Source organism: Streptomyces sp. NPDC088733, assembly GCF_044751185.1.
Taxonomy (GTDB): Bacteria; Actinomycetota; Actinomycetes; order Streptomycetales; family Streptomycetaceae; genus Actinacidiphila.
Genome location: NZ_JBIVLH010000042.1, coordinates 1 through 25,971, shown reverse-complemented (window position 1 = coordinate 25,971; position 25,971 = coordinate 1). Strand labels below are relative to the sequence as shown.

Genomic DNA, 25,971 nt, shown 5'->3' with positions numbered 1-25,971 from the left:
AGTACGCCCGGTCCCACCCTCGTCTCCCCGGGGTGGGACCGGGACCCCGAAGATCGCGACCGAGACGCAACCCGGACCGAATCCCGACCGACCGCGGCACGTGGGGATCGAAGGTCCACTCACCTGCGCTCCGCCCCCGCGGCTCGGACGAAGCGACGCAGGCCGCGCACCTGACCGCCTCCCTCCCCAGCGCCCAACGGCCCGGCAGAGCAGCCTCTGCCGAGCGGCACGCCAGTCGGCCCAGAGTTCACCGGGCCCCGCCGTCCCAACACTCATCACGCCACCCATCGTTACTTTCTCTTCTGACTAGGAACCGTCGTGTACATAGCCGCTGTCATCCTCAGCGTTTTGCTTGCCCTCGTCCTCCTCGCCGCCGGCGCCCCCAAGATGCAACTCAAGGGGGCCGTGCCGGACGGCCTTATCGAGAAGGGGCTCAGCTCCGCCCTGGTCCGATTCATCGGAATCGCGGAGGCGGCCGCAGCCGCCGGACTGATCGTCGGCATCTGGTGGCAGCCGCTCGGCATCGCGGCTGCGGTTGGCACGGTTGCGGTACTCATCGGCGCAATCAGCTTCCATGCAAAGAAGGGCGAGTACAGCGACAGCGCGACGCGCAACGCCGCAATCACCCCCATCGTGTTGCTGCTCGTGGCCGTGGCCAACGGCATCACGCTGGCCGCGTCACTGTAGGTGCGACCTGCGGCCCCCGGGCCGGAGCATGTAGGCCGCGCCGTCTGCAGGAGCTGCGGGTGGACCTGGCCAAGGCCACCGATGCACTGGCCGCGGATTTGGGCCGGGCGCCGACGGTGGCAGAGCTCGCGGCTCGGCTGGAGATCGGCGAGGAGGAGGTGGTGGAGGCGATGACGGCCGCCAATGCCTACTCCGAGGCGTCCTTGGACGCGCCGCCCACCGATGAGGGCTACAGCGGGACGGGGTGGGCGGACCGGCTGGGCTACGACGACAACGCCTTCGCGAAGATCGAGGGCCTCGAGGCGGTCAAGCCGCTGATCGCGCAGCTGCCGGAACGGGACCGGCTCATCCTGTCCCTGCGCTCGGCCACGAATTGACGCAGGCGCAGATCAGCGAACGGCTGGGAGTGTCCCAGATGCAGGTCTCCCGGCTCCTGACCCGGATCCTTGACCGCCTGAGGGAGCAGGTGCTGGCGCTGCCGTAATTCGTTGCCGAGATAGCGGCCCGGCCGGGGACCCACCGGCGGCTTGTACCGCCGTATCCCGGCCGGGTCGACACGGCACACGATAGGCCCCGGGCTGTCGCACATCGGTGAGGCCGTGCATCGAGTCGGACGCTGGGATGTACCGGCGGGACTTCGGTGCGGGTGAGGGGATGAGGCGAGGCGCCGCAACGGACGCCTGACAGCGTAGGACGGGCCGACCGGTCTGGCGTGCCGACAGCAGCGCCGCGCTCCCCGGCGCTGCTGTCGGCACGTTCTGGATCAGTGCCGCGGACATGCGTGTGGGGCCGCCCCTTAGGGGCGGCCCCACACGCATGTGCCCATTGGTGCTGGGTCAGGGGCGGGTGATGTCCTGGCCGACGTCCTTGAGCTTCTCCTTGGCCTCGCGGGCGTCGCCCTTGGCCTGCTCGGCGCGGCCCTTGGCGGTCAGGCGGTCATTGCCCACAGCCTTGCCGGCGGCTTCCTTGGCCTTGCCGACGGCCTGCTCGGTCTTCGCCTTGGCCTTCTCGTTGGCAGTCATACCGTGCACCTTTCGTGGCGTTGACGTCGGAGCGTTGTTGTGTCGTCTGACCGCCGGGCATTTCTGCAAACGTGCCAGGCGGACGATCCCGTGCGCTGTGCCGAATGCACGGGCGGCGGCTCGCCGGGGAGGTTCCGCGTTGGTTCCCGGTGCGCGGCCGGCGAGCCGCTTGCCGCTCGTCTACCCCGGTCCCAGCGGGGGTAGTGCAAAGGGTGGGGTTCGCGGCTTGGTCGGCGGCACGAACCCCACCCTTGGTCTGGGATGGTGTCAGGTCACCATCGGTACCAGCGGCGGCGTCCGCCGCCTTCGGCCGCTCGGAAGACGAACCCGAGCGCCCATACCACCAACACGATGATGGCGATCCACCACAGCGCCTTGAGGGCGAACCCGGCGCCGAACAGGACCAGGGCGAGCAGCAGGACAAGCAGCAAAGGAACCATGTCGTCAACCTCCTGACCTCGCGTCTGCCCCGCAAGCCGGCCGCTACGCGCGAACGGCGGAGCAGGCATCGGTGTGGTCGGTGGCCCGACGGGTGTCGTCGTGTGTCAGTGCGCCAGGGGCCGGCTCGGGGCGGCGGGCATGGGCGGGCAGCAGAAGCCGGGACAGTTGCCACCTCACCCCAGCCGGTGGGGAACTGCTCGTCGTCCTTGCCGCCCTGCAACAGTGGGGTGACTGCTACTGCATACGCCCTTCCGGACCCACCGTTCTGCGCCGTCAGTGCTCCTCGGGGGATTTCCGTGCATGTTGGTCTCATCTCCGACAGCCGTGGTCTTGAGATTCCCATGGCAGACGTTGACATGGTGATCGTCAATCCTGGTTGACCCCCGCGGTGTTGCTGGCGATGCCGGTCGGTCCAGCAGACGATGCGGTAGATTTCCGCGCCAGGACGGCAGCCGGGTGCCCGAAACTTCCTGGGCCCCAGGCAAGTCCGGTTTCTGTAGATTTTGTACGCGTCTTGCAGCTAGGAAGCCGCAGGTGACAGCCGAGGTGCAGGGTTTGTGGCCCTCCTTTTTGACTGCTCTGCCCATACGCTTTTTCCCTGATCCCCATATCGGGTACCCCATTGGTCCGCGAGGGTGGCGACGATGAACAGACCTCGGCCGGTCTCGTCGATGGTGCGGGCGTGTTTCACGTGTGGAGCGCAGGTCGAGGCATCGCTGACCTCGCTGGTCAGCATCTCGTCAAGGATCAGCCGTAGCTGCAGTGGTGGGGCGCCGTAGCGGACCGCGTTGCCGACGAGTTCGCTGACGATGAGCTCATTGGTGAACGCAATGTTTTCGTCCACGCCCCAGGCATGAAGTTGGCGCCGAGCTGCCGCACGGGCGAGCGGGGCGGCCTCGGGATACGGCGGCAGGGGGAGGACCAGCACCTGATCTGGGGGCAGCGCTTTCGTGCGCGCGAGCAGCATCAGTCTTTCGTCGGTCTGGTGGCCGTGTGTGAGCGCATGTGTGATGTCGTCTCGCAGTTCGGGCAGACTCCGTTCGTTGCCGCGGTCCAGGAGCGGGCGCAGTGGCCCCGTCAGGACCTCGCTTGCGAGTGGCGCGGTGGCCATGGCCAAGGTGGTGCCTTCGGGGAGGCTGACCGTGGTCGCGGGAAACGGGGCGTTGCCCGTTCCGGCGAGCAAGGGACCTGGAGGCACGGTCAAGGTGGACGAAGTGCCGTCGGGGAAGACGGCTACTGGCTCCGGGAGACCGGCACGGGCGAGGGCGCAGGTGAGAGTGACGGGGTCGTAGATCGCGATGGCGCAGCCGGCAGTGAGCGACTCGTGGTGCAGAGGATCGCTGGGCGGCAACGCGGCACGTTCGGCTGCGAGACGGGTCGCGGTGTCGCTCAATCGGGCCAGTAGCTCGTCGGGCCCCAGGTCCAGCGCGGCAATTGAGTGGAGCGCCGTCCGGAGCAGCCCCATCGTGACCGCAGCGGCGACGCCTCGCCCGGCGACGTCGCCGACGACCAGCGCGGTCCGTGCGCCGGGCAACGCGATCGCGTCGAACCATACGCCGCCACCTTCCGGCCCTGGAAAGTGCAGTTGGCAGACTTCTACGGAGCTTGGTGTGGCTGGGCGCTGGGGGAGAAGCCTGCGCTGCAGAGTGGCTGCGATGGTCCGCTCACGGGTGTACCGACGGGCGTTGTCGATGCACAGAGCGGCGTGCGCGCACACGTCGGACGCAAGCTGGAGGTCCTCCTCCTCGAAGGGATCTTCGTGCTGGTGGCGGTAGAAGCTGACGACCCCCAGAGCATGACCACGCAATGCCAGCGGTGCCACGATCAAACAGTGGGCATCGGACCGTTTGATGGAGTCCGCCAGGGCTGGGTCGGCGGCGAGCCATGCGGTGTCGGCGTCGATCGGGACCAGGCGTGGGCGGAGGTCGGAAAGTACGTGCGAGAAGGGGGTGCCGGATGGCAGCGGGCGCACGTCTCCCGACCGGTAGGCCGGGGTCCGTCCTCCTCGGAAGGCTGTTCGGTGCAGGGGAACGTTGTGGTCGACGGGGACCAGCGGAGGGTCCTCGCCGCGGACGACGTCTTCGATGACTTCGACGACGGCGATGCCGGTGAAGGCAGGCACTACTGCGTCCACCAGTTCTCGGCACACAGCCAGCACGTCCAGCCGGCGCCCCACGCATGTGCGGACGGTGTCCAGGAGGACCAGCCGTTTCAGCGCGTTCTCACGCTCGGTAACGTCAATCGCTGACGCCACCAGACCGAGCACGTCCCCACGGCCGCCCTCCAGGCGGGCGAAGGAGACGGAGTAGATGCGGCGTCTGTGCTGGCCAGGTGCTTCGGCGGTCCGGACGAGCCGGTTCAGTACCGGCACTCCGCTGTCCATGACCCTGTGAGCCACCGCGAGCTCTTGCTCAGGGTCTTCGAGTTCGAATGCCTCGGTGAACGGCTTGCCGATCAGGTCCGCCACTGGCGTGTCGCGCAGCCAGCGGGTGCCGGTGTTCATTCGGACCACGCGCAGTTGGTTGTCCAGGACGTAGATCCCCACCGGGGACTGGGTGAACATGGCCTTCAAGACCGCCACGTCCTGCTGTGAGACGGCGTTCGCTGCAGCGCGTACCTGCCAAACAACGGAAGTGCCGTTCAGTATTGGTCTGACCAGCACCGGGGCCCCATCAAAGATGCTGCCTCGGCGCCCGCGGTCAGTGCCGATCTCACGCATCAGCGCGACGACGGACTGGCCTACGGCTTCCTCGGCGGACCATCCGAACAACTCCTCCGCAAGGCGCTGCCACTCGATCACCCGCCCGTCCTCGGCGATCATCATGAGCACGTCGCGGTCGGGCATCGAAAACACCTCCCGCTCATCCACCCCCGGTGTGCGCAGTGCACTCCTTCACCAGTTCAAGCGCGTGGCGGCCCCCCGGCAACCCGACCCGGGCGCTTCAAGCTGTAGCGGCGGGCTGATCTACCTATTGCGGAGGATGCCGCGAAAGCCGCCCTCCCCTCCTCCACAGACGCGGTACGCACGCCGGCGTGCAGGCACTGCCGCCCGGACGCTGCCTTGGGGTTCGACCCGCGAGACGCCGACCACACGCACCGACCGCTCTTGGCCTCGGGCCACGATCGCAAGGTGCACGGCGACCGCGCTGTTCTTGTTCAACCACGCAGCTGGCGCCCACGTCTGACCCGCTCTTCACGTCGTAGAGCACGAAGGAGACCGGTTCGGCCACGGAGCCGGGGCGCATCCGGCGGGGGCGGATGGGACGGAAAACGGCCCGCGGGTTGTGTCGCAGGTGCTGTCGAGGATGGTGCGATCCCGTCCCGCGGTGAGGATGTCGGCCTTGACCGTCCACCGCTGGCCCTGCTTCTCGACGGCGATGCGCACCCGGCGCTGCTTGGGCCGCCGGTGCGGCGCTGCAGGCGTCGACGTCGGTGGTGTCCTGGACCAGGCGGATGGACGCGGGCAGCGGGCTGCACGGGGATCACCGGTGTCAGGATCGGGAAGTACGCGCGATACCCGATGCCGGAACGTCGCCTGCTCCGACGCGGGTGCGCCCGACCTGCCCCGACCGCGTTCCAACACGCCACGGGCGCCGGGGCCGTGGACACCCGTTGGACAGCCGTTCCTCCTGCTTGGCCGCCGACCGAGCCTCGAACGTGACAGGGCATGCGCCTGGTCAACGACACCACCCGCGCGATCCATGAATCACAGACCCTGCGCGTCGAGCGCGTCTACGCCACCCGAGGAGCCGGTCCGCCCTGGACCAGGGCCTGCCCCCGGGCTGTCACTACAGGGAGGGATCGGCTCGGCCACCCCGCCCGTCTACCCGTTCGGCTGCATGCCGCGCCCGCGGGCCGGGGCACACCTAGCATGCTGACTGTGCGACTTATTCTCCCGAAGGTCGAGGGTGGCGGCCGGGTACAGGGTCTGCTGCAGCTCATCGAGGACGGCATCCATCTCGTCGTCGCGGCGCTCCTCGTGCTGCTCGCGGGGCTTTTGACTGTCGGGGTCGTCCATGACGTCATCACATCGATCCAGGGGCCGTACCGCGAGGATGCGGTTGTTCTGTCCGCCCTGGACAACGGCCTTGTGCTGTTCATCGTGGCTGAACTGCTTCATACCGTCCGTCTCACCATCAGGAACCAGACCCTCGATGCGGAGCCGTTTCTCGTCGTCGGCCTGATCGCCGGCATTCGCAAGGTCCTCATCGTGACGGCCGAGGCGGAGAGGTCCTTCCGGTGGAACGTCGAGGGGATCGAACTGCTCATCCTGGCGGGGTTGATCCTCGTGATGGCGACGGCGGCGTATGTGTGGCGGCGTTCGACGCGGCCGGGAGACTACTTTCCGCTTCCAGAGGCGCGGCGCCGCCCGTCGCCGGCGCCGTCACCCGCTCCGGTGAGCGGGTCCTGATCCGTCACCTCCTGCCGCCGCGGCCGCCCGTACCCGCTGCTCCTCACGTGCAGAGCCGATGTCCCGTTCCAGGGGTGTGCGGCTGACGGCCGTCGTGAGGTCCTCCAGGGCCCGTTTCTGCAGTTCCGCCCCGCGCAGCACCACCGGGCTCCGGTCCTCGGCGGCGTTTTCCCACTCGTGGAGCGCTTCTTCCACCCGCCGCCAGTCCGGGGTTTTGTGCTCGCGCACGTCGTCTGCTGCCTGCGCGGTGTCCGCCTCCAGGGCGGCGGCGAGCCGCTCTGCCTCGGGGAAGGAGCGGCCGTCGGCCCGTGGGACGTGGCTCTCCATGAGCATCGCCGCCCGGCCGAAACCCTTGAGCGCCTTTTGTGCTTCCTCCGCCTCGCGCGACGTCAGGCCCCTGGGGCGAAGCGGTTCCTGCCGTGCCCGGTCGTAGGCCCCCTGCCAGGCGGCTCGTGCCTGCCTGCTCGCCAGCAGTGCCCTGCGCAGGTCGGCGCGATGTTCCCGGGTCGGTTCGGCGTAGCTGCGCAGCACCGCGGCCGCGTAGCGGCCATTGGCGGCGAGCCAGTCCGCGAGTCGGCCCGGCAGCCGGGGCGTCTCCCATGCGGGGAACACCACATACGCCAGCATGGCCAGGGCCCCGCCGATCAGGGTGAGCACCACCCGCTCCGGGACCGTCTGCTCCCATGCCTGGCCGCCCATGCCGAGCAGGAAGACGACGTACGCGGCGGTGAAGCACTGGGAGTAGGCGTAGCCCGTACGGATCAGCGTGTACGACAGGCCCGCCGAGACCACCGCAAGCGCACCGAACACGTGGGCGTCCGGGCCCACGGTGCGCACCATCGCGGTGGCGAGCGCGACTCCTGCCAGGGTCCCGGCAAGACGGGCCACCGCACGCGCGTACGTCCGGTGGAAGTCCGGCCGCATCACCATCACCGAGGCGATGGGCGCCCAGTAGCCGTGGTTCAGCGGTAGCCGGGTGGCGATCAGATAGCCGAGCGTGGCCACCGCCGCCAGACGGAGGGCGTGCCGGAGCACGGGCGAGTCGAGGCGGAGTTCGCTGCGGGCGGCCCGGACGACGACTGGGAGCAGACGGAACATGGTCGGGCGCACCAGAAACTGGGCGCTCGCGGGGCCGGGTGGCGTGGGCGTCTTCCCGCGCGCGCCACCGCTCCCGGCGATCTCCATCGCCTCGCCGAGCAGTTCCACGAGCTGCTCGGCGGCTTGCCGGGCGGGCCCCTCCAGCACCTCGTGCTCGTCGTCGAGGTGCAGGATCTCCGCGGTCTGGGGCGGCACCTGTGCGGGGGTGCCGCGGCGGATCGTACGGGCGGCCGCGTCCAGGACGTCGGCGGCCGCGTCGAGCAACTCCCGCGCGCGGTCCCGCCCGGGTCCCTCCGCCGGGGCGCCGACGTCGGGGTCGGCGAGCGCGGCGACGACCGGCCGAATGCGTTCGGCCAGGCCCCGGGGGCCGTGGAGGACGGCAGGGCGGGTGCGGGCCTGTGACGGCGTCACGGCGGCCGCGTCCCGGGCTGTCATCAATGGCTCCGGGTCGAAGGGGGCGGTCGGGTCGTGCCGCAGCCGGCGGGCGTAGTCCGCCACGGCGGCCAGGGCGTCGGCGAGCGCGTCTCGATGCGCTCCCCAACGGCGGATCGGGAACAGCCAGATCAGCACGGCCTGCGCCACACCGCCGAGCGCGATGATCCCGGCGTGCTCCAGGGCTCGCCCGGCGCTCGTGGGCAGGGTGACGGTCACCAGCATGCTGCCTACGGTCGTCGCTGCGACGATCCCGGCGGTCGATCCGACGGCCCACGCCATCCCGGCGAGAAAGGCCCATACGGCCAGCAGTGGGAGGTACGTCACGAGCCGCCCCGCCGCCAGGTAGCCCACGAAGGTGCTGAGCGCCAGACCCGCGCCCGCGCCGAGCGCGATCACCTTGCGTGGACGCCAGGTGCGCTGGAATGTGGCCGCACCCGCGGAGTAGGCGCCGAGGGCTGCGGACGCGGCGTACGCGGGGGAGACCAGCCACAGGGTCGGCCCGAGGACGATCGCCACCCCGACTGCCGTACGCAGCGCGAGGAGGGGTTCCAGCCGTGTCTCCTCGATCGTGAGCCCGGACCGCACGACCTCCCAGAGGGCGCGCAGCCACGTCACGGGTGCGAGCTTGGCCGGACTGTCCTGCCGGGTCGCCTCGGGCCCGTTCGAGGTGCGGCAGCCGTCGGGCAAGGAAGCCTCCCAAGCTCCGTGAAAGGGCTGGCGGCCGCAGCCGCCAGCTCGGGGTGCGGCCACTGCGGACACCTGAGCGTCCGCTGTCCGTCCTACCGGGCCGGAGCGCGGGCGATGTGTCCCGGCCCCGGCCGGAGGAACTGGTGGGACGGCGGCTCGGAATACTTACCGCCCGGGACACCTACCGCTTGTGGCCGTTCCCGTGTCCGTTCGGATGCAGGACCACCTTGGTCCAGCCCTCGTCACGGGCGTCGAAGTGCTGGTAGGCGGTGGGGGCCTCATCGAGGCTGAGTTCGTGGGAGACGACGAAGCTCGGCTTTGCCTTCCCGCCGGCGATCAGATCCCGCAGCGCCCGGTTGTACCTCTTCACCGGCGCCTGTCCGGTGCCCATGTGCTGACCCTTGAACCACATCAGGCCGAAGTCGATCGGGACTTTGCCCTGCGCCTCCAGCTCCCCTTGGGCCTCGGCGCCGCCGGGGTCCTGGGGCAGGAACACGCCCACCACGCCGATGTCGCCGGTGAACCTGACCGAGTCGATCAGTGCGTTGACGGTGAGGCTGGCGTCCTCGTGGCCCTTGGGGTCGTGTGCCTGGTAGCCGACGCACTCACAGCCGTTGTCGGCGCCCAGACCGAGGGTGGCGTCCTTGACGACCTCCGCCGGCTTCTGCTCGGCGGTGTTGATCGGGATGGCCCCGATCTCCTCCGCCTTGCGCAGCCGGTCGGGCTGGTGGTCGGCCACCCAGACGCGGCCGGCGCCCTTGAGGAGGGCCGAGTAGGCCGCCATCAGCCCGACGGGACCGGCTCCGAAGACGATGGTCTGGTCGCCGGGTTTGACGTGGGCCATCTCGGTGGCGTGATAGCCGGTGGGGAAGATGTCGGCGAGCATCACGTAGTCGGTCTGCCGGTCGGCGGCGTCCTCGCCCAGACGCAGCGCGTTGAAGTCGCCGTAGGGTACGCGCAGCAGTTCCGCCTGGCCGCCCTGGTAGGGGCCCATGTCGGCGAATCCGTAGGCGGCTCCGGCGAGGGCCGGTTCCGGCTGCATGGTCAGGCAGTAGTTGGTCAGACCCCGCTCGCACTGCTTGCAGAAGCCGCAAGCGATGTTGAAGGGCAGGACCACGTACTGGCCGACCTGGACCTTGCGGACGGCCGAGCCGACCTCCACGACCTGGCCCATGTTCTCGTGTCCCAGGGTGCGGCCGGATTCGAACGAGGTGCGGCCTTCGTACATGTGCAGGTCCGAACCGCAGATGTTGGTAGTGGTGATCTTGACGATGATGTCGCAGGGATGTTCGATCTTCGCGTCCGGTACGTCCTTCACGGTGACCGTTCGCGGGCCTTCGTATACCGCTGCTTTCATGATGGCTTCCTTTGGTGCCGCGGCATGACCGCAGCACGGCAGGGACGGAGACTGGCGCAGAGAGCCTGACTCCAGGAAGTGGATGCGACGGGGTCCGTGGCTCCGGCGTGCCTCTGCGGGCCGTTGCCACGGCAGTTGGACCGGTGGTGGCCACATCTGGGCCGTCAAGCGGAATCCCGGCGCTCCGGCGGCGTATCGTCCGGGTCCCGTCGGCCCGCGACGCGATATGGCCACGCGCCTATCGACCAGCGGAATTCCCGGACCCGGACAATCGCCGACAAATGACGCTTCTCAAGCCAACGTTACCAGCCGGCTAGTCATGATGGCCGTCCTGAAGCATGCGGCGACGTTCCTGTTCGCGCTTGGAGTAGGCGGCCGCCCGGATCGCCTCGTCGCTCTCCAAGCCTGAGCCCAGCGCTCCACCCACGGTGGCGACCGAAGCGACGAACCAGGACAACGTCCAGTATTCCGCGGCGTGCAGCGGGGTTCGTGTGGTGGATGCGAACACTTGGCCGTTGATGATGAACAGGGCCCACACCAGGTTGATGACGATCAAACCGCCGTAGCAGACGAGTACTCCGATCCCCACGGTCATGACGGTCGAGGTGTTGTAGAGCCTTGCCCTCTGCCTCGCCTCCCGGGAGACCTCTGCTGATCGATGCCACAGCTGCGCATCCACGATCAGCCAGCCGATCATGAGCGCGACGGACCCGACCGTGGCGATCACGAGGCGTGGCGTGCTCAGGGACTCGGCCAGGCTCCAGATGGTGGAGTTCACCGTGGCGACTGCTCCTGTGGCGAGTGCGGCCGCCAGGGCTTTCGACAAGCCCGGCACCAACCGCCACGGCCGGTTGGCGCGGACCATACCGAGGAGCACTCTCAGGTACCCGCGGGGCCCGCTGACGACGTACCGGAGATCAGCGGTCTCCTCCTCACCGACCTGGCCCGGGTGAACAGGCGCGAGGCGACTGACGAAGGACCCCAAGAGCGGCTGACCCTGCGGAGGTCCATCGGGCCCGGAGGCCCCGGGGCCCGCCAGGCTGAGGACGGCTTCTTCCACGGCCCGCCGAGCCCTGGTCTGCAGACGCAAGCCCCCCAGCGGAGGGAGGGACAGCAGGGCCAAGCCGTGTTCGTGACTCAAGTCCACAACGAGTTTGAGCCCATGCGAGTGCAGCGGAAGGTCGGTGAGGGCCACGACGATGTCCCAGCTCTCCGCTCTTCCGCGGTCCATGATCCGGCGCATCAAGGTGGGCGGGTCCTCGGTCCCTGCGGTGAAGGGCTCACTGACCACCTCGACGTCGAAACGCCGTCCCTGGCCCCACTTGTCGGCGAGCCGAGCAGGAAGTACCCGTGCCATGCGCCGCGCGATCTCCGTCGGCGCATCCGGATCCGCCAGGAGAGCCACGACCGTAACGCCCTTAGAGGACACCCGCATGACTCCTTCTCGACGGTTGCCCCCGCGATCGCCCGCGCCCACAGGATGCCCCCGAGGTAACGTCGATGCCGCGTGACACGCTGGCCGCCGCCGGCAGGTGCACGGGGTACGGCCGGACCTCCTCCGCCGTGCTCATCGGCATCTCCCGTCTCTACGCCATGCCGTTTGAGTTACCGTCACCGCGGCGTTCTGCACACACCGGCGGCGTTGCGCTCGCTTGCCGGGTCCCATTCAAGGGCTGGACCGGCCCGCCACCGCCCGAGGCCCCTGCACTAGGAGCCGGCGGAGCGGACCAGACTTCCCGTCTTTCCGCGGTGCTCGTGCACGAGGCGGATCGCCATGGCACCCTCACCGGTTGCCGAGGCCACGCGCTTGACCGAGCCGCTCCTGACGTCGCCGGCGGCGAAGACCCCGGGAAGGGTGGTCTCCAGCAGCAACGGACCCCGGCCGAGCGAGTCCCACCGGGTCGGGTCGGCCGCCGCCTCGGCGTCGGCGCCGGTGAGGACGAAGCCCTTGTCGTCCAGGGCCAGTACGCCCCTGAGCCATTCCGTGTGCGGCCGGGCCCCGATGAACACGAAGAGCGCCGCAACCCGCAGCTCCCGGCGCTCACCACTCGCGTTGTCCTCCACCGTCAGCGACTCCAGCTTCTCCTGCCCGGAGGCCACCCGGACTTCGGTGTGGAGCAGCACCTCGATCTTCGGGTGCCGTTCCACCCGGTCCACCAGGTAGCGCGACATGTCCGCGTTGAGGTCACCGCCCCGGACGAGGAGGTGGACCCTGGACGCGTGCTTCGCGAGGAACAGTGCCGCCTGCCCGGCGGAGTTCCCGCCGCCGACCACGGCAACCGGGTCCGTCTGGCAGAGACTGGCCTCGTGGACCGTCGCGGCGTAGTAGACGCTGTTGCCCTCCAGGCGGTCGATGCCGGGCGCCTCGAGCCGGCGGTACCAGACGCCCGAGGCGAGCACCACGGCGCCTGCCCGGGCTCGGGACCCGTCTGTGAAGGTGACGACGTACTCGTCGTCCTGCGGCCTGAGCCCGCTGACCTGGGCCGGCACCATCAGGCGGGCACCGAACTTGCGGGCCTGGAGCACCGCGCGTTCGATGAGCTCACCGCCGGAGATGCCCGACGGGAAGCCGAGGTAGTTCTCGATCCGAGACGTGGTGCCGGCCTGGCCTCCGGTGGCCATGGCGTCGACGGTGACCGTGGTGAGACCGTCGGAGGCACCGTACACGGCGGCGGCGAGTCCCGCGGGGCCCGCCCCGACCACCATCACGTCACACCGCCCGGCCTCCGGGGAGGGGGCGGGCAGCCCGATGAGCCTGGCGAGTTCGGCGTTGCTCGGATTGCGCAGCACCCGTTCGCCCTTCCAAAGGACCACCGGAGTCTCCTCGGGGCGGATGGAGAACCGGCGCAGCAGCGCCTCTGCCTCCTTGTCCTTCTCCAGATCCACCCAGCGGTGGGGCAGCCGGTTGCGAGCGGCGAACTGGCGCAACCGCAGCGTGTCCGGCGAATAGCACGACCCCAGGATCCGGAAGCCGGCGCCGAGGCCGATGAGCAGATACCGGCGGCCCAGGTAGGCGCGGAGGATGAGGTCGCCGAGGACCGGGTCGCGGCCGACCAGGGAGCGTTGCCGCTCCACCGGCACGGCCAGGACCTCGCCGGCCTCGCGCACCACGGCGGTGTCGAACGCCGCCTGGCCTTCCAGCAACCCGAGTTCACCCAGGAATCTGCCGGGTCCGTGCACGGCCACCGTGCGCTCGTCGGACCCGCCGAGGTCGTGGACCATCTCGACGGTCCCGCTGAGGATCGCGAGGAACTCCCGGAACGGCTCGCCCTCGCAGTACAGCACTTGGCCCTCGGCGGTCCTTCGGCGCTCACCGTGCGCGGCGAGGACCTCGAACTGCTCCGGTGTCAGGCGCGGGAACGCCCCGTACCGGTCCGGTGTCTCGTGGACCGCGCTCTGCTGGTGCTCGGCCGCGTTCATCAGACCAGGGCCTCGTGGACGTAGCACCAGCGCCAGTCCTCTCCCGGCTGGAAGGACTGCACAATGGGGTGACCGGCGCTGCCGGCGTGCCGCCTGGCGTGCTTGAGGGGCGAGGAATCGCAGCAGCCGACGTGCCCGCAGGTGAGGCAGAGCCGCAGGTGTACCCACGGGGAATGCTCCTTGAGACACTCCTCGCAGCCCTCCGGGGTGTGCGGCGTCACGGCGCGCACCATCGCCAGGTGTGGGTCGGAAATCGTGACCATCAGGCTTCTCCTTCCGTGTGATGGGACTGCTCAGCAGCGGCCCGCGAAGCTCTCCTTCTCAAACAGCGGCGCAGTTCCGGAGCGGCGGCACCAGCCGGGCGGGTCGTCGCCCCCTCCCCGGCCAAGTAGGACCAGGGGCGTTTCGATGCGGTTCTCCTGCTGGCACCTGTCGGCGGGGTGGTCCGCCACGTGCAGGTCCTGAAGCGCGTGTTGCCGTGCGCGTCGGAGACGATGGAGAAGCCGTGGTCTCGGCCTTGTTGTGGAACTCGTCGAAGCAGCGGTCAGGGGAAACGCTGCGGGGAGTAGACGATCCCCGTGGGGTTGGGGGTCGCCCGCCTGCGGGCAGCTGGAGAGCCCGCGCTCAGGACCGGCCGCGCTTCCGGTGGAGGTGGCAGACCGCTCTTGGCGGCCCCCTGGACGTGCATGAGGCGGCGATCGCCACTCACAGCAGGAGGTCGAAGACTGCTCGGGCCTCGTCCCAGTGCTGGGTCTGGGGGTTCTTCAGCTCGGGGTGGAGGATTTTGAAGCTCTGAGCAAGGGCCAGGCTGAGTCCGCCGACGATGTCCGGATAAGCCGCCTCGGTCTCCTCGTCGGGCGTCCGGTCCAGCGCGGGGTGGCTGGCGAGCTGTTCCAGTATCGGTTTGACTTCCACCTCCTGGTCGATCTTCTGGAAGTGGTGAATGCTTTCCTGCAGGCCCTTCGTGATCGGCAGGTCACAGGTCCGGATGATGTCCCGTCCGTTGGCCTTGGCGGTGGCCTGGGCAACGATCAGCAGATCGTAGAGCTTGGCGTCGACGAAGTCGCTGTAACGCTTGAGATCGTTCTTATCGACGTCCAGCCCCGCGGCTGCGCGGAAGAACCTTTCGAACCTGGCGATGGACATCACAGTCATAACGGCAACCTCCGACTGCGGGTGCCGGGGTGACTCCCGGCCCCAAGGTTTCTCCGCCAGCCTCGCCGACGGGGCATGTGAACGCATACGCATGTCGGGACCAATCAGCCTCCCCGAGTTGCACTGCCAGGCCCAGACGTCCGATCCGCAAAGCAGGCGGAGGAGCGTGCGATCCGTCGAGCCAGACATGTTTGTGGGTGGGCCCATGATCGCTGTCATTGTTTGTGTTGGTCGGCCTGGGCAGCCAAGTGAATTGCGCTTGGCCGTACGCAGGCCTTTCATTCGAGGCCGCCGAGCGGTTACGGCAGCACGCGGGCCGGCGAGTTCGGCATACCGGAGAGCGGTCTCGTCGGTTTCCGCAGTGGCCTGCCCATGGTGTTCACGCTCCAGCAGTGGTTTGCCAGCCCGAAAGCGCCTGCTCGACCCACGAGCGCAGGACGTGCGCGGGTGCCGCGCCGGCCTGCCGGGCGACGGTCTCTCCGTGGTCGAGGACGAGCAGTGTCGGTACCGCCTGGACCTGAAAACGCTGCGACAGCTGCGGGTTTTTATCGACGTCTACCTTGACGAGCTTGATTCGGCCGGCGAGGTCGCGGGCGACCTGTTCGAGGGCGGGGCTGACCATGCGGCAGGGGCCGCACCAGGTAGCCCACAGGTCGACCACGACGGGGACGTCGGCCCGCTCGGCGACCTCGGTGAAGTCGTCGTCGCCCGCGTCCACCATCCACGGTAGGAGCTGCTTGCAGTGGCCGCACTGGGGGCGTCCCTCCGCTGCCGCCGGCACCCGGTTGATACGCCCGCAGTTCGGACAACTCACGGTTGCAGCCTGCATCGTGTTCATGCCGCCCGCGCTCCCTTCACGTCCCCGGGCTGGTCGTAGGTGACAACCAGCTCTCCGTGCTCGGCGTCGACGCGCACCGTCGCACCGTCCTGGACGTCGCCGCGCAGCAGGGCGCGTCCGACCAGCGTCTCGACCTCGTGGGAGATGTAGCGGCGAAGCGGCCGGGCCCCGTACACCGGGTCGTAGCCCTGGTGGGCGATCACCTCGCGGGCCGCGTCGGTGAGTTCGACGGTGATGCGGCGTTCGGCGAGCCGCTGCCGCAGCTCGCCGAACTGCAGCTCGACGATCCGCTCGATCTGCCGCTCGCCGAGCGGCTTGAACAGCACGATGTCGTCGACGCGGTTGAGGAACTCCGGGCGGAAGTGCCCGCGCAGTTCGCCCATCACCCGGGCGTATGCATCGGGCTTGATCTCTCCCTCGGCGGTGGCGCCGTCGAGGAGGTGCTCGGAGCCGATGTTGGAGGTCATGATGACGATGGTGTTGCGGAAGTCGACGGTGCGGCCCTGTGCATCGGTGATGCGGCCATCATCGAGCATTTGCAGCAGGGTGTTGAAGACATCGGTGTGCGCCTTCTCGATCTCGTCGAGGAGCACAACGGAGTACGGCTTGCGGCGCACGGCCTCGGTGAGCTGTCCGCCCTCCTCGTAGCCGACGTATCCGGGCGGTGCGCCCATGAGCCGGCTGACGGTGTGCCGCTCCTGGTACTCGCTCATGTCGAGGCGGACCATGTTCTCCTCGGAGTCGAACAGAGTCCGGGCGAGGGTCTTGGCCAGCTCGGTCTTCCCGACGCCGGTGGGGCCGAGGAAGATGAACGAGCCGATGGGCCGGCGAGGGTCGCGGATGCCGGAGCGGGCTCGGATGATGGCGTCGGTGACGAGCTTGACGGCCTCGTCCTGGCCGATGACGCGCTCGCGCAGGATCTCGTCGAGGCGCAGCAGTTTCTCGCGTTCGCCCTCTTGGAGACGGGCGACGGGGATGCCGGTCCAGGCGGCGACGATCTCGGCGATTTCCTCCTCGGTGACGACCTCGCGCAGCAGCCGGTCCTTCCCCTGTTTGGCGGCCAGTTGTTCCTCCTCCGCGGTGAGTCGCCGCTCCAGTTCCTGGAGGCGGCCGTAGCGGAGTTCGGCGGCGCGGTTGAGGTCGTAGGCGCGTTCGGCCTCCTCTGCGTCGTGGCGGACCTGCTCCAGTTCCTGGCGCAGTTCCTGCACGCGGCGGATCGCCTGCCGTTCGGCCTCCCACTGGGCGTGTTTGGCGTCGGCCTCGCCGCGCAGGTCGGCCAGTTCCCTGCGCAGCTCCTCCAGACGGGCTTTGCTGGCGGGGTCGGTCTCCTTGGACAGGGCCGCTTCCTCGATCTCCAGGCGTGTGACGCGGCGGGTGATCTCGTCGAGTTCGGCGGGCATCGAGTCGATCTCGGTACGCAGCCGGGCGCACGCCTCGTCGACGAGGTCGATGGCCTTGTCGGGCAGGAATCGATCGGTGATGTAGCGGTGGCTGAGGGTGGCCGCGGAGACCAGCGCGTTGTCCTGGATCTTCACGCCGTGGAACACCTCGAGGCGTTCGCGCAGTCCGCGCAGGATGGAGATGGTGTCCTCCACGCTCGGCTCGTCGACCAGGACCTGCTGGAAGCGGCGTTCGAGGGCGGCGTCCTTCTCGATGTGCTTGCGGTACTCGTCGAGGGTGGTGGCGCCGATCATGTGGAGTTCGCCGCGGGCGAGCATCGGCTTGAGCATGTTGCCCGCGTCCATGGCCCCTTCGGCTGCGCCCGCTCCTACGACGGTGTGGAGTTCGTCGACGAAGAGCAGGATGCGCCCCTGGGCGGCCTTCACCTCGGCCAGCACGGCCTTGAGGCGTTCCTCGAACTCGCCGCGGTACTTGGCACCGGCGACCAGGGAGCCCATGTCGAGGGCGAACACCGTCTTGTCGCGCAGGCCCTCGGGGACGTCGCCGCGAACGATGCGCTGGGCCAAGCCCTCGACGATGGCGGTCTTGCCGACGCCGGGGTCGCCGATGAGGACGGGGTTATTCTTGGTCTTGCGGCTGAGGATCTGGGTCACGCGGCGGATCTCCGCGTCCCTCCCGATGACCGGGTCCATCCTGCCGCCGCGCGCCTCGAGGACCAGGTCGCGGCCGTACTTCTCCAGAGCCTCATAGGCCACTTCGGGGTTGGCGGAGGTGACGCGCTGGTTGCCGCGGACCTGGGTGAGCGCGTTCAGGAACGAGTCCCTGGTGATGCCGGCCTGTTTGAGCAGTCGCCCGGCGGCGGTCGAAGAGCTCTCGTCTGCCAGGGCGAGCAGGAGGTGCTCCACGGACACGTATTCGTCCTTGAGGCGTTTGGCCTCCCGTTCGGCGGCGTCCAGCAGGCGGCTGAGGCGCTGGGTGACGAAGACCTGGCCGGGTGCCGCGCCAGGGCCGGTGACCTTCGGGCGGCGGGAGAGTTCCTCCCGCACGGCCGCGCGCAGTTCCTTCGGCTCGGTGCCGGCCTGCTGCAGCAACCGCGGGATCAGACCGTCCTCCTGATCGAGAAGTGCGAGCAGCAGGTGCTCCCCGTCGACCTCGGTGTGCCCCAAGCCGACGGCCGCGCTCTGAGCCTCCTGGAGGGCTTCCTGGGACTTCTGGGTGAGACGGTTCATGTCCATGGGGATGTTTCACTCCTCGTGCCGCGGCCGCGCAGGGCGGCTTCGAGCAGGCTGATGCGGTCCAGCAGGTCGAGCACCAGGCCGATGGATGCGTAGTTGAGGCAGAGTCCGGCGCGCAGCCGCTGGATGCGGGCGAGAACCGCCGGGGCCGTGGGGTCGAACACCAGGTGCCCCGCGGCGTCGCGTTCGGCGTCGACAAGGCCGAGGGCGACGAACCGGCGGATCAGATCGGGGTGGAGGCCCGAACGGCGCGCCACGGCGTCCAGCGAGAGCCTGGGGGCGGGCACGAGCCCGTACCGGACAGCCGTCGAGGCGGTGACGTCGGCGCCCGTTCGTACCGGACGGGCGCCCACGCCGGCCCGGCCGATGCCTGCCGCTCCCACGGGTCGGTCGTTCATCGCGTCCTCCTGGGGTCGAACGAGGAGGTTGCCGCCAGCTCCTCGAACAGTTCGCGCTCCCTGTCGCCGAGGGTGGGCGGCACCATGATGCGGACTTCGGCGTACAGGTCACCGTTCGCGCCCCGCGGGTTCGGCATGCCCTCACCGCGCAGCCTCAGCCGCCGGCCGCTGGACGAACCCGCGGGCACCGTGACCTTGGCCGTTCCGCCGCCGGGGGTGGGCACCGGAACTGTCGCGCCCAGCGAGGCCTCCCAGGGGGTGACCGGAAGCTGCACGTACACATCCCGGCCGTCGAGGCGGAAGCGGGGATGCGGCTGGATCCGCATCCGCAGATACAGGTCCCCCGCGGAGCCGTCGCCGCTGCCTCGGCCGCCCTCGCCCGCCAGCCGGATGCGCTGCCCGTCGACGACGCCGGGCGGCACGTCCACCTCGTACCGCCGCGGCTGCCCGGTGGGACCGGCGAGCGTGACGGTGCGACGGCCGCCTCTGTACGCCTCCTCGACGGTGAGCGGCAGCTCGGCCTCCTGATCCGCCCCAGGGACGTTGCCTGGAGCGGTGCCGGCTCCGAACATGGAGCCGAGCAGGTCCTCGATGTCGATGTCCTCCGCACCGAAGCCGTCGCCGAAGCCAGTGGTGTACCGGACGCGGGGACCGCCCCCGCCCGCGGTCCTCCGACCGCGGAATCCGCCGCCCGCTCCCGCCGCGACCCGTTCGTCGAAGTCCTCGGGGACCTTACGGAAGTCCTCGCCGAAGCGGTCGTAGCGGGCCCGGGCCTTGGGATCGGACAGGACGCTGTGTGCCTCGTTGAGGTCCTTGAAGCGTTCCTCCGCCCCGGGGTCCTTGTTGACGTCGGGGTGGTACCTGCGGGCGAGTTTGCGATACGCCTGCTGGATCTCGTCCTGGCTCGCGCTCCGCGACACGCCCAGCACCTCGTAGTAGTCCCGTGCCATGACCGGTCACTCCCGCTTCGCGACGGTCACCGCGGCCGGCCTGAGCTGCATCTCGCCGTCCCCGTAGCCGGGGCGCAGCACCTCGACGACAGTGCCCGGTTCCACGTCGGGGTCCTGGACGACGCCGACCACCTCGTGCCGGGCCGGATCGAAGGCGACGCCGGTCTCCGCATGCCGCGGGTAGCCGAGCCGTGCGAGGACGTTCACCGCCTGGTCGCGTACGGCCCGGACGCCCTCCACGATCGCGCCCGAATCCCCGCCGGCGTGGGTCAGGGCGAGTTCGAGGTTGTCGATGACGGGCAGGAAAGCGGCCGCCGTGCGGGACCGCTCGACCGCCCGCTCCCGCTCCAGCTCCCTGGCGTGACGCTTGCGAAGGTTGTCGAGGTCGGCGAGCGCGCGCCGCCAGCGGTCCTCCAGTTCCCGGATCGCGGTCGTGTACTCGTCCTCGGCACGCGCGGGGCCGGCGGCGTCGGGCCCCGGTTCGCCGTCCGCCGCTTCCGGCCGGGGCAGCGGGCCCGGTTGCGGCACGTCCCCACGCGGAGGGCGTACGGCGTTCTCCGGGACCGGTTCGACCGGATCCGACGGAGGGCGGCCGGGTTCCTGGGGGCGGGTGGGCATGGCGCGCCTCAGCCCCTCTCGAACTCGGCGTCGACGACATCGTCGTCACTGCCACTCGTGGGACCACCGGTGTCGGCGTCCTGGCCGGGACGGCCTGTGGGAGCGGCGCCTTGATGGGCAGCCAGCCCGGCGAGCACTTGCTGGAGTTCGGAGGTCAGGGGCCGCACTCGCTCCACGCCCGCCTCGTCCTTGACGGCCTCCCGGGCGTCGGACACGAGCATCTCGGCGCGTGCCTTCTCATGTGCGGGCGCTGCGTCTCCCAGTTCGGCGAGGCGCCTCTCGACCTGGTACGCGACGGCGTCGAGTTCGTTGCGGGCATCGACGGCCTCGCGGAGTGCCTGGTCCTGGCCCCGGTTGCTCTCGGCCTCCTGCACCATGCGTTCGACCTCACTGCGGTCCAGGTTGGAACTCTCGCTGATGGTGATGCCCTGTTCCTTGCCGGTGTCCTTGTCACGGGCGGTGACGTGGAGGATGCCGTTGGCGTCGATGTCGAAGGTGACCTCGATCTGTGGTTCTCCCCGTGGCGCCGGCCGGATGTCGGTGAGCTGGAAGCGGCCGAGTACGCGGTTGTCGGCCGCGGACTCGCGCTCGCCCTGCAGGACCACCACGTCGACGGCCGGCTGGTTGTCCTCCGCGGTGGAGAACGTCTCGCTGCGGCGTACCGGGATGGTGGTGTTCCGCTCGATGATCTTCGTCATCACGCCGCCGCGCGTCTCGACACCCAGCGACAGCGGGGTCACGTCGAGCAGCAAGACGTCCTTGACCTCGCCCTTGAGCACGCCGGCCTGGATCGCGGCGCCCAGGGCCACGACCTCGTCGGGGTTGACGCTCATGTTGGGGTCCTTGCCGCCCGTCAGCCGGCGGACCAGGGCCTGGACCGCCGGGATACGTGTGGAGCCGCCGACGAGGATGACCTCGTCGATGTCGCTCTCGCCGACCTTGGCGTCGGCCATGGCCTGTTGGACCGGTCCCAGGCAACGCTCCACCAGGTCGCCGGTGATCTGCTCGAACGTGGACCGCATGATCGAGTCGGTGAGGTGCTTCGGACCGGACGCGTCGGCGGTGATGAACGGCAGGCTCACCTGCGTCTGCGTCACCGAGCTGAGCTCGGTCTTGGCCTTCTCCGCGGCCTCGAAGAGCCGCTGCAGCGCCTGCGGGTCCTTGCGCAGGTCGATGCCGTTCTCCTTCTGGAAGTCGTCCGCGAGGTAATCCACCAGACGCCGGTCGAAGTCGTCGCCGCCCAGGTGGCTGTCGCCGGCGGTGGAGCGCACCTCGACCACGCCGTCGCCGACATCGAGCAGGCTCACGTCGAAGGTGCCGCCACCCAGGTCGAACACGAGCACCGTCTCGTGCTCCTTCTTGTCCAGGCCGTACGCGAGGGCAGCCGCCGTCGGCTCGTTGATGATCCGCAGCACCTCCAGGCCCGCGATCCGTCCGGCGTCCTTGGTGGCGGTGCGCTGGGCGTCGTTGAAGTAGGCGGGCACCGTGACGACCGCCTCCGTGACCCGCTCCCCGAGCTGCTTCCCGGCGTCGTCGGCAAGTTTGCGCAGCACCTGTGCGCTGATCTCCTCGGGCGCGTACAGCTTGTCGCGCACCTTGAAGCGGGCCGCTCCGCCGTCGCCCTCGACGACGTCGTAAGCCACTGCCCTGGCCTCCTCGGAGACCTCGTCGAAATGCCGGCCGATGAACCGCTTGGCCGAGTAGATGGTGCCCTTCGGGTTGAGGATCGCCTGCCGCCGGGCCAGCTGTCCCACGAGACGTTCCCCGGTGTCGGTGAAGGCGACGACGGACGGTGTCGTACGGCTGCCCTCGGTGTTGGGCACGACGGAAGGTTCACCGCCCTCCCACACGGCGATCACGGAGTTCGTGGTGCCCAGATCGATGCCCACTGCCTTGGCCATGAGGAACTCCTCCCGATGCGGCGGCATGCGCCGGCACTGCGGATCTGTCGTTCATGTATGGTCCCGACCGGTCCGAAATCAGGTCGTACAGGGCGGCGACGAAGCGAAGGCGAGGGGGCCGCCCGATCGCCGAGGCCGCGAACCCAAGGTCAGCGCACCGGAGAGGGCCCCGCGCGACGCTTGCGTACTGGCTGGCCCGCCGTAGTTCGTACGGCCGACGACATCCTCGACGAGGCGGACGTCATGACCGATGACGGCCACCCTTTGTCCGAGAAAACTCCCGGTCCGCGACGTGATCGACGGCGCGTCCGGCTTCCTGGTACGTCCTGTACGTGACCATCGGCCTTCATGGGTGCCCGGTCATCGCCCAGTGCTTCCGCGGCCCCCGACACACCCAGACTCGCGAACCGAGCACCTCTACGCCTGCACCCGGCAAGTCAAAGAACAGCAGAGCCCGTCGCCCCGCGAGCACAACCGGATACTCCGGACATATCGGGTAAGGCTCTACGCGAAGGGTCGCCGTCATTTCTCGGCCGGCTCGGGGGACGGGAGTAATCCCATGGCCGGCTGCCGGGGCGTACCGCCCCTACGGAGAACGGAGTGATCTTATGACCGGCAGCCGGGCGCACAGCCTGTACCGCCGCCACGACCGGGAGATCAGCCCACGGCGGTGTAACGGGCGGTACCCCACGCCCGCGCGGAGAGGACAGCGCCCACGCGTTCCCACCCCAGCCGAGCATGCCCCCCACGAACTGATGGCGCTCTCCCGCGCCCTGTTCGACACACGGGACGAAGGCGAGATCCTGCGCTTGGCCATGGACCGCATAGCCGCCGCAGGGCCATACAGCGCCGAAGCCGGATACCTCAGGGTGGACGGTGACCTGGTCCCCAGCCCAAGGGGCCGACAGATCCATGCCTTGGCCGTGGACCGGAAGGTACGAGAGCTGACTGGGCAGGACGGCCCTGTGGCCGTACCCGACCGGCCCTGGGGACGGGCCCTGGGGCTGCGCGGACACGAGGGACTCCTCGGCTACCTCGTGGTGACGTCCCGGTCCCAGCCCACCGAGGCCGAGCGATCCCTGCTCGCCACGCTCGTCCGGCACACCGCTGCTGCTTTGTCAGTCGCCTTCGCACACCGCTGCCACCGCGAGGACGCGCTGGAGCTTCACCGGCTGCGGGAGGAACGGACAGCCCTCCAGCGGCAACTGATTTCCGTCGTGGCCGAGCTGGGGTGGCAGCGAGCCGTACACGCGATCATGACCGAGGTCGCCGGCTCGGGCGGCGGCGAGGAAGCCATCACCCGCGCTCTGCACAGGCTCACCGGACTTCCCGCGCTGGTCGAGGACCGCTTCGGTCGGCTGAGGTCCTGGACCGGCCCCAGCCGCCCTGACCCCTATCCGGAACCGGACCCCCTGCGCCAGGACGAGATGCTGCACGCCGTCGCCCGGGAGGCCGGGCCGGTGCGGATCAAAGACCGGCTGATCACCCTCGTCCGCCCGCACGGAGAGATACTGGGCGTGCTGGCCTTGGTGGACGCCAGGGAGGAAGCCGACGAGCACACGGTGCTCGCACTGGAGCACGCCGCCACCTCGCTCGCCCTGGAGCTGGCACACCTGCGGCACCTGGCCGAAGTGGAACTAAGACTGCACCGCGAGCTGGCCGACGACCTCCTGGCCGGGACGGACGCGGCGAGCGCCTACGCCCGGTCCGAGGCAGTCGGACACGACCTGCACCGCAGCCACTACATCGTCGTGGTGCAGTGGTCGAACCGGACTGCAGACGACTCTTTCGCACAAACCGTGGGCCGAACGGCCTCTGCCGTGGGCATGCGCTCGCTGCTGACCCGACGTTCCGACCACGTGGTCCTACTCGCCGACGACAGACCGCCCGCCAGCGCTTTGTACGAGGCGCTCGCCCGGGAGATCGGGACACGGTCCGGGGCTATCGGGGTGAGCGTCCCCTGCAACTCCCCGGACGACATCCCCCACCGCTACCAGCAGGCACAGCGCGCCCTGGAAGTGCGCCGCCGCTCCCGCGACTGCTACGGCACGACGTTCTTCGACGAGCTAGGCATCTATCGCATCCTGGGACCCGGCAACGATTACCGGGAACTGGAGACGTTCGTCCATGAGTGGCTCGGGCAGCTCATCGACTACGACTCCCGGCACCATACAGCCATGGTGGAGACCCTATGCAGGTACTTCGACTGCGGCGGCAACTACGACGAGACCGCCAAATTCCTCGCGATTCACCGCAGCACGTTGCGCTATCGGCTCCAGCGCATCCGCGACATCAGCGGCAACAACCTCGCGAACGTCGAGGATCGGCTCAATCTCCAGGTGGCGACCCGGGTGTGGAAGATCATGTTCGGCCTGTCTGGTAATTGATCTTGTGGCAGGTCGAGGTGAGTTGACGGACGCGGCATGGGAGCGCAAGTCGTCTCCAAGTAGAGCCCACCGCAGCCGACGGCACTCAAAGGCGTCATGGGGCGGGATCATGCCATGTGCCACGGACACCGCCGCGTCACCACATGCTCCTGCTCAAGCCCAGCGCATGCCGAGTTCAACGAGTTCTGTGACGCGCTCCGGGGCGAGGTTGGCACGTCGGGCCCGCTGGTTGGCGATGAAGACCCCAAGAGCATGGCCGGTGCCGTCGACGTCCTCGACATGGGATCGGGGGACGTTGAGGTGTCCTTCCCGTTGGGCGTATTGACGGGCGGCGGTGAGGTTGGCTGCCCAGATCTGCGCCCGGGTGCGCTTCGGCCTCGCCGCCCCTGAGGCCGGTGCCTGCTCCTCTTCCGCGGCGGCGGTGATGCCGAGGATTTCGGTCAGGAGCCATTGCTGGACGGCGCTGAGGGTGTCCCACTGGGTTCGCTGGGCTCGTACACATCGGCCGATGTCCTCGCCCTGGACGACGAGCTGACCATCCCGGTCAGGCAGTGTGCCGCCAGCGGTGTGGTAGGTGCGGGCGAGGTGGAAGCAGCGTTGCCACACGACGGGCCAGGTGGGGCACCAGGCGGGGTCGATGTCCTCGAGTGCCTCGCGCCGCTCCCGGTCCAGTCTCGCGCCCTTCCGGTCGTCTGCGGTGGTGCCTCGGCGGGCTGCGGATCGTCGGCTGGTCCGCCTCGACCACCCAAGCAGACCCGTCTGGGTGCGTGGTTCACGAGTCGAGACCGGTCGGGCCCGGACACAGGTGGTGCTCACGGGGTGGCCGTGGTGCTTCGTCCAACCCGATAGCTGGCCTTCGGGAACGATCTTGTTGCGTGTGGGAAACGATCTTCGCTGGTGGGGAGGCGGCGGGCGAGGCGGACCTGATCCGGCGTTCGGTGCGGTCGGGTTCCGGCACCTGGAAGTGTTCCGCGGCCTGGCGTCGGGGCCGGCAATCCTCGATGACGCAGCGGGCCATCGCAGCCGTCCGGCATCGGCCAGGGGCGCATTGCGGTGTGACACAAGCGCCCTTCTGTCACTGGTGCAGATGCCGCAATCCATACCAGGTCGGAAGGCTCTCACCCGGTTCAAGGCCGAGACCTGCACTACCCGTCCAGGCCCTTTCCTGACAGAGCAGGTAGGACCTTGCGGACGGGTGGCGTAATCCCCGAAGTGCGTTGCCTGAATCGTGACGTTCTACACAAGAGGGCATCTGCACGTGCATCTGCACGTGCAGATGCACGTGATTTCAACTCTTGGGACCCCGTGGGCCGTTAACGTCAACTCAGGACGCCCGCCCTCCGACTGAAGGTTTTGCGGACCGGTCGGGAGCGGGCGTCCCACGCACAACCACGCCTCCAACTGAGAGAAACGAGGTTTCGCATGCCCATCCATCCTAGTACTGCAACGGTCTTTGCCGTGACGGGTGGGCAGCGGGCTCGTTGAGGTGGGCATGGGGTGGGATGTGGTGCTGTCTGATGCGAGCCGGTG

At 69.1% G+C, this 25,971-nt stretch carries 19 protein-coding genes and 1 pseudogene; 4 read left to right on the top strand and 16 right to left on the bottom strand.

Features of this window, described 5'->3' with window-relative positions; genetic code table 11:
• Window positions 1–318: 318 nt before the first annotated feature.
• Window positions 319–687, top strand: coding sequence for a DoxX family protein (locus tag ACIP64_RS39845; RefSeq protein ID WP_401597309.1), 369 nt, complete (start codon window positions 319–321; stop codon window positions 685–687).
• Window positions 688–722: 35 nt separating this feature from the next.
• Window positions 723–1,171 (top strand): annotated as a pseudogene (locus ACIP64_RS39840) (sigma-70 family RNA polymerase sigma factor); the annotation flags it as partial.
• 352 nt (window positions 1,172–1,523) lie between these two features.
• On the opposite strand, the gene ACIP64_RS39835 reads toward ACIP64_RS39840, so the two are convergent.
• The 3 genes from ACIP64_RS39835 to ACIP64_RS39825 form a co-directional block, all read right to left on the bottom strand.
• Entirely contained in the window at window positions 1,524–1,709 is a 186-nt protein-coding gene (locus ACIP64_RS39835) for a CsbD family protein (RefSeq protein ID WP_401597307.1), read from the bottom strand.
• A 272-nt stretch (window positions 1,710–1,981) separates the two neighbouring features.
• On the bottom strand, window positions 1,982–2,149 hold the full coding sequence (locus ACIP64_RS39830; RefSeq protein ID WP_319660878.1) for a hydrophobic protein: 168 nt from the start codon (window positions 2,147–2,149) through the stop codon (window positions 1,982–1,984).
• A gap of 521 nt (window positions 2,150–2,670) precedes the next feature.
• Complete coding sequence (locus ACIP64_RS39825; RefSeq protein WP_401597303.1) at window positions 2,671–4,995, bottom strand: SpoIIE family protein phosphatase; 2,325 nt, start codon at window positions 4,993–4,995, stop codon at window positions 2,671–2,673.
• A gap of 1,026 nt (window positions 4,996–6,021) precedes the next feature.
• Between ACIP64_RS39825 and ACIP64_RS39820 the strand changes: the two genes are divergently transcribed.
• Window positions 6,022–6,561 carry a phosphate-starvation-inducible PsiE family protein gene (locus tag ACIP64_RS39820; RefSeq protein WP_401597369.1) on the top strand — a complete coding sequence of 180 codons (540 nt, stop codon included), beginning with the start codon at window positions 6,022–6,024 and terminating at the stop codon, window positions 6,559–6,561.
• Here ACIP64_RS39820 and ACIP64_RS39815 read toward each other — a convergent pair.
• From ACIP64_RS39815 to dnaK, 12 genes are all read right to left on the bottom strand, one after another.
• On the bottom strand, window positions 6,535–8,709 hold the full coding sequence (locus tag ACIP64_RS39815) for an FUSC family protein (RefSeq protein ID WP_401597366.1): 2,175 nt from the start codon (window positions 8,707–8,709) through the stop codon (window positions 6,535–6,537). The two genes, ACIP64_RS39820 and ACIP64_RS39815, sit on opposite strands and share 27 nt — an antisense overlap.
• Before the next feature lie 253 nt (window positions 8,710–8,962).
• Window positions 8,963–10,138, bottom strand: coding sequence for a glutathione-independent formaldehyde dehydrogenase (locus ACIP64_RS39810; RefSeq protein ID WP_401597300.1), 1,176 nt, complete (start codon window positions 10,136–10,138; stop codon window positions 8,963–8,965).
• A 313-nt stretch (window positions 10,139–10,451) separates the two neighbouring features.
• Window positions 10,452–11,543, bottom strand: coding sequence for a hypothetical protein (locus ACIP64_RS39805; RefSeq protein WP_401597297.1), 1,092 nt, complete (start codon window positions 11,541–11,543; stop codon window positions 10,452–10,454).
• Window positions 11,544–11,845: 302 nt separating this feature from the next.
• Window positions 11,846–13,558 carry an FAD-dependent oxidoreductase gene (locus ACIP64_RS39800; protein ID WP_401597295.1) on the bottom strand — a complete coding sequence of 571 codons (1,713 nt, stop codon included), beginning with the start codon at window positions 13,556–13,558 and terminating at the stop codon, window positions 11,846–11,848.
• Window positions 13,558–13,821, bottom strand: a complete 264-nt coding sequence (locus tag ACIP64_RS39795) for a UBP-type zinc finger domain-containing protein (protein ID WP_401597292.1) — start codon at window positions 13,819–13,821, stop codon at window positions 13,558–13,560. The genes ACIP64_RS39800 and ACIP64_RS39795 overlap by 1 nt, the downstream gene beginning before the upstream one ends.
• Window positions 13,822–14,263: 442 nt before the next feature.
• Window positions 14,264–14,713: a DUF1931 family protein gene (locus ACIP64_RS39790; protein WP_401597290.1), complete on the bottom strand. Its 450-nt coding sequence runs from the start codon at window positions 14,711–14,713 to the stop codon at window positions 14,264–14,266.
• 379 nt (window positions 14,714–15,092) lie between these two features.
• Window positions 15,093–15,551: a thioredoxin gene (gene trxA, locus ACIP64_RS39785; RefSeq protein ID WP_401597287.1), complete on the bottom strand. Its 459-nt coding sequence runs from the start codon at window positions 15,549–15,551 to the stop codon at window positions 15,093–15,095.
• Window positions 15,548–18,187, bottom strand: a complete 2,640-nt coding sequence (clpB, locus tag ACIP64_RS39780) for an ATP-dependent chaperone ClpB (RefSeq protein WP_401597284.1) — start codon at window positions 18,185–18,187, stop codon at window positions 15,548–15,550. Before clpB ends, trxA begins: the two co-directional genes overlap by 4 nt.
• Complete coding sequence (locus ACIP64_RS39775) at window positions 18,178–18,585, bottom strand: chaperone modulator CbpM (RefSeq protein ID WP_401597281.1); 408 nt, start codon at window positions 18,583–18,585, stop codon at window positions 18,178–18,180. The genes clpB and ACIP64_RS39775 overlap by 10 nt, the downstream gene beginning before the upstream one ends.
• Window positions 18,582–19,535, bottom strand: a complete 954-nt coding sequence (locus ACIP64_RS39770; RefSeq protein WP_401597278.1) for a DnaJ C-terminal domain-containing protein — start codon at window positions 19,533–19,535, stop codon at window positions 18,582–18,584. The genes ACIP64_RS39775 and ACIP64_RS39770 overlap by 4 nt, the downstream gene beginning before the upstream one ends.
• Window positions 19,536–19,541: 6 nt before the next feature.
• Window positions 19,542–20,153: a nucleotide exchange factor GrpE gene (grpE, locus tag ACIP64_RS39765; protein ID WP_401597276.1), complete on the bottom strand. Its 612-nt coding sequence runs from the start codon at window positions 20,151–20,153 to the stop codon at window positions 19,542–19,544.
• Between the two features lie 8 nt (window positions 20,154–20,161).
• Window positions 20,162–22,054, bottom strand: coding sequence for a molecular chaperone DnaK (gene dnaK / locus ACIP64_RS39760; RefSeq protein WP_401597274.1), 1,893 nt, complete (start codon window positions 22,052–22,054; stop codon window positions 20,162–20,164).
• A 608-nt stretch (window positions 22,055–22,662) separates the two neighbouring features.
• On the opposite strand from dnaK, the gene ACIP64_RS39755 reads away from it, so the two are divergent.
• Window positions 22,663–24,441, top strand: a complete 1,779-nt coding sequence (locus tag ACIP64_RS39755; RefSeq protein ID WP_401597272.1) for a PucR family transcriptional regulator — start codon at window positions 22,663–22,665, stop codon at window positions 24,439–24,441.
• Between the two features lie 153 nt (window positions 24,442–24,594).
• On the opposite strand, the gene ACIP64_RS39750 is transcribed toward ACIP64_RS39755, so the two are convergent.
• Entirely contained in the window at window positions 24,595–25,047 is a 453-nt protein-coding gene (locus ACIP64_RS39750) for a helicase associated domain-containing protein (protein WP_401597269.1), read from the bottom strand.
• Between the last annotated feature and the right edge of the window lie 924 nt (window positions 25,048–25,971).